Below are 4,112 nucleotides of genomic sequence, written 5' to 3'. Positions count from 1 at the left end.
GGGTCACCAGAGGAGGGAATTGGGTCAAACAAATTAAGCTGTATAGGTTCTGGCATGGAAGGCGATCGGGTCAAGGATTGGATAGGCTCTCCAGTATAGTGTACCGTTTTTTGGCGAAAGCACAGAACTTTCAACTTGACAATCTCCTGATCGATCCGGGGAAGGACACAGCAGAAGCCGTGTCCTTAAGAGGGGTTCACCCTGGAGTTGGGGGTGCATTGTGAGCGAGGATTTTGCCGATCGCAGCGGTTTCCATCCACCATTGTTCTTTGGGGCGTTGATGTTCTTTGTCTACCATACGCGGAATCATCCCGAGGTCGATAAATCGCACATTACCGGCTTCGGTTCCCATGAAAGCCCCTGTGGGTGAGGGTCTTTGGGCTTGGTCGATTAGGAAATCCAGACCGATCGCCGAAAAGCGGGTGGCTTGGATGCGATCAAAAGGTGTGGGGTCGCCGCCTTGTTGCAGATGGCCTAAAATGGCCTGCCTCACTTGAAATACTTCTTTCCCTTCTTCTGCAAACAAATCACAGATGAAGTCACTATCATACACTGGATGAGCGTTTTCATTACAGATAATTAAACCGACTCGTTTCCCTTGTTTAAATCCAGCAATCAGGGTGGAGAGGTCTTTTTGCAAGTCGGTGAGGGCAACGCCTTCCTCGTTAATATACACCCGTTCCGCCCCAGTTGCCAAGCCACTCATCACGGCTAAATATCCGCAGTAGCGTCCCATGACTTTGACTAAAAAGCAGCGATTGGAGGCAACCGCAGATTGCTTGATTTTATCCACCGCTTCGATGATATTATTCAAGGCAGTATCGGCCCCGATACTCAGTTCACAACCCGGGAGATTGTTGTTAATCGAGGCAGGGATGCAGAGAATCGGAATGTTGAAGGCGGAAAAGGTTTCACATTGGGAGTAGAGTTGATAGGCAGCTTGATAGCCACTCCAACCGCCGATAATCAGCAGTCCATTAATGTCATGGCGTTCGATTTGACGGGCGATCGCATAAAAGTCTTTACCGTTGGGAATCTTGCGGCTAGTTCCCAGTTCAGAACCGCCGGTGGTGGCCCATCCTCGCACACTTAACCAGTGTAATTCTTTGATGTGACCATCTATCAAGCCTCGGAATCCATGTTCGACTCCTAACATAGTATGTCCTTTATCGATCGCCAGTCGGACAGCCGCGCGAACGGCGGTATTCATTCCCGGGGCGGTTGCGCCACAGTTGAGGATGGCGAATCTCAAGGGTTTGCCTTCTTGGGGTTCCGGGTGACTGGGTTTGGCTTGCATCAAAGTATGCAAGATTTGATAGGCGTTTTTGAAGTTCTCTCCCCGCAGATCCATTGCTTTGGCGTAATCTCCATCGGCGATCGCCTGACTCACCGCATCGGTTTGTTCCACACAATGCATCAAAGGCGCTTGATAAATCCGGTTACCGCGCATTCCAATTAAGACGGATTCACTGTCTGGGGTGGCAGTTTGGAAAGCATTGACTGCCGCATGACCTAACAAAGTGCTTAAGTTGCGATCAAATGCCGTCGGTGACCCTCCCCGTTGGACATGGCCTAAAATCGTGACTCGGGCATCTTCCCCGAGTTTTTCTTCTAGCACTTGTCGCACATATTCACAAGAAATCGGGTTGCCGAGACGGTCCCTGGCACCTTCGGCAACAATCACAATGGTATCACGACGCCCGGATTCTCGACCAGCTTGGAGCACTTGGCACATTTTTTCCTCCCAACAGTCGCCCTCGGGAGGACATTCGGGAATCAATACCCAGTCTGCACCCGTGGCTAATGCCCCCATCAAAGCCAGATAGCCGCAATGCCGTCCCATCACTTCCACCACAAAGGTGCGCTGATGACTGGCTGCAGTGGAAGAAATCGAGTCTACGGCTTCCGTTAAGCGGTGGAGGGCGGTATCGGTGCCGATGGTCATGTCACTGCCATACATATCATTATCAATGGATGCCGCTAATCCGACAATGGTCAAATGGCGGTGACGTTCAGCGAGTTCGGCATCAATCTCACCTCGTTCCAGGAGTTCAGCGACTAATTCCGGCCATTCACTACGGAACAAGTGAGCGCCTGTGAGACTGCCATCCCCCCCGATCGCCACTAATCCATCGATATCATTGGCTAACAGATTACGAACTGCCTGCAACCGGCCTTCCCGCGTCCGAAATTGGGCCGATCGCGCCGTTCCGATCATCGTTCCCCCTTTATGTAAGATCCCCGCCACGTCATACCAATGCAATTGACGAATACAAGCCTCCGCATCAGGGGCGACACGGCGCGGGTTTTCTAGGTCGCATTGTCCCCCCTCCACCATCCCCTGATAGCCTTCGTAAATGGCAAATACATCAATGGATTGGGCGATCGCAGACCGGACTACGGACCGAACCGCAGCATTCATTCCCGGCGAGTCTCCCCCACTGGTTAATACCCCTAGTCTTTTTCTCTGATGCATGAACTTCTCCTTAAGTTAGGGTGGACTGAATGAACTTTAACCGGCAAGATTTGAGAACTTTCTCTTGCATTTTAGAATTTAACCTTTTTAGTTTGGAGGGAAAGGGCGTTCGGTTATGATTTTTCCCTATTTTTTAATAAATTTTAGGTGACATTGAGCCGAGGTGGGGAGGAAACGACTGAAGTCGTTACTACAAACAGGAGGGATAAGGACTGAAGTCGTGACATTGAACTCTGCCGATTTCGCGCTTCTGCGGATAACCGGCACAAAAAAAAGGCGGCAAGGCCGCCAGATGGGGATTTCCTGACATTGGGAAAAATCAGTCAGGGGAGAAAATTGCTTAGACAGTGGAAGCCGTGACGATCGCCTGATCGTAATCGAAACTTTGAATCACCTTCATGTATTGCGCCCGTTCATACGCACTGCGATCGGCCACATTCATCTGACTCATGGTCCCGATCGCCTGTTTCACGGAGTGATATTCATGTTCCTCCAACCACTCCACCAGTTCCCGTTCAATTTCCCGCAGATGTCCGATGCCGTGGCGCAACAGGGGAGAACAGACTTGAGTCACTTTCGCCCCCACCATCAACATTTTTACCGCATCTCGTCCTTTTTGAATGCCCGTGGTTGCCGCAAGGTCCGCATTGATGCGACCATAGAGTAATCCCAGCCAACGCATGGGGAGTAGGGATTCTTGATGCTGACTCAACACCAAATGGGGCCAAACTTCCAGTTCCTCGGGGGAAATATCCGCCTGCATGAAGCGGTTAAACAAAATTAACCCATTGGCACCGGCTTGATCCAGACGCTGGGCCATATTTCCTAAATTGGTGAAAAATGGGCTAAGTTTCACCGCTAGGGGAATGGTCACATCGGCGCGAACCGCTTCTACAATGGAGAGATAATCCTCCTCAATTTGCGCCCCAGTGAGGTCAGCGTCAGTGGGGATACTATAGATATTTAATTCTAAAGCATCAGCCCCAGCTTCCTGGATTTGTTTAGAATAATCGACCCAATCGCCCAAGGTAGAACCATTCAACGAAGCGATAATGGGAATTCCCACACTCTCTTTCGCTTGGCGAATATGTTCCAGATAGGTTTCCGGTCCCACATGATAGGTATCAGCTTCGGGGAAGTAAGTGAGAGCTTCGGCAAAACTCTCCGTATGTGAGATAGTGTGATGATGGAGTTCGTGTTGTTCGATTCTGAGTTGTTCGGCAAAGATACTATGGAGTACAATCGCCCCGGCCCCGGCATCTTCTAACCGTTTGATATTATCCAAATCTTCGGTCAGAGGTGCGGCAGCCGATGGCATTAAGGGGGATTTCAGTTGTAAACCGAGATATTCTGTAGTCAGATCCATTATGTTATGTTCTCCTGTAATAAGAAAGGGGAAGATGTTTGGTGTCACGACTTTAGTCGTTATTTTCGGATGGGGTGAGATGGGCTTTCTCACTCTTACTCTGGGGAAGAACCCCACCCTAACCCTCCCCTTGCTAAGGGGAGGGGACCGGAGTAGCCCGCGCAGGCTTGAGAAGAACCCCACCCTAACCCTCCCCTTGCTAAGGGGAGGGGACCGGAGTAGCCCGCGCAGGCTTGAGAAGAACCCCACCCTAACCCTCCCCTTGCTAAG

General features: G+C 50.7%; 2 protein-coding genes. Both read right to left on the bottom strand.

From position 1 onward, the window contains the following. Window positions 1–196: 196 nt before the first annotated feature. Entirely contained in the window at window positions 197–2,476 is a 2,280-nt protein-coding gene (locus tag J0895_RS00855) for a 6-phosphofructokinase (RefSeq protein ID WP_207086258.1), read from the bottom strand. Window positions 2,477–2,816: 340 nt separating this feature from the next. After that, window positions 2,817–3,842 (bottom strand): dihydroorotate dehydrogenase-like protein, encoded by a 1,026-nt coding sequence (locus J0895_RS00850; RefSeq protein WP_207086257.1) that lies wholly within the window; start codon window positions 3,840–3,842, stop codon window positions 2,817–2,819. Window positions 3,843–4,112: the final 270 nt, after the last annotated feature.

Source organism: Phormidium pseudopriestleyi FRX01 (assembly GCF_017313335.1).
GTDB lineage: Bacteria > Cyanobacteriota > Cyanobacteriia > Cyanobacteriales > Laspinemataceae > Laspinema > Laspinema pseudopriestleyi.
Note: the sequence above shows the minus strand (reverse complement) of the source record. Positions and strands in the feature narration are given on the sequence as shown.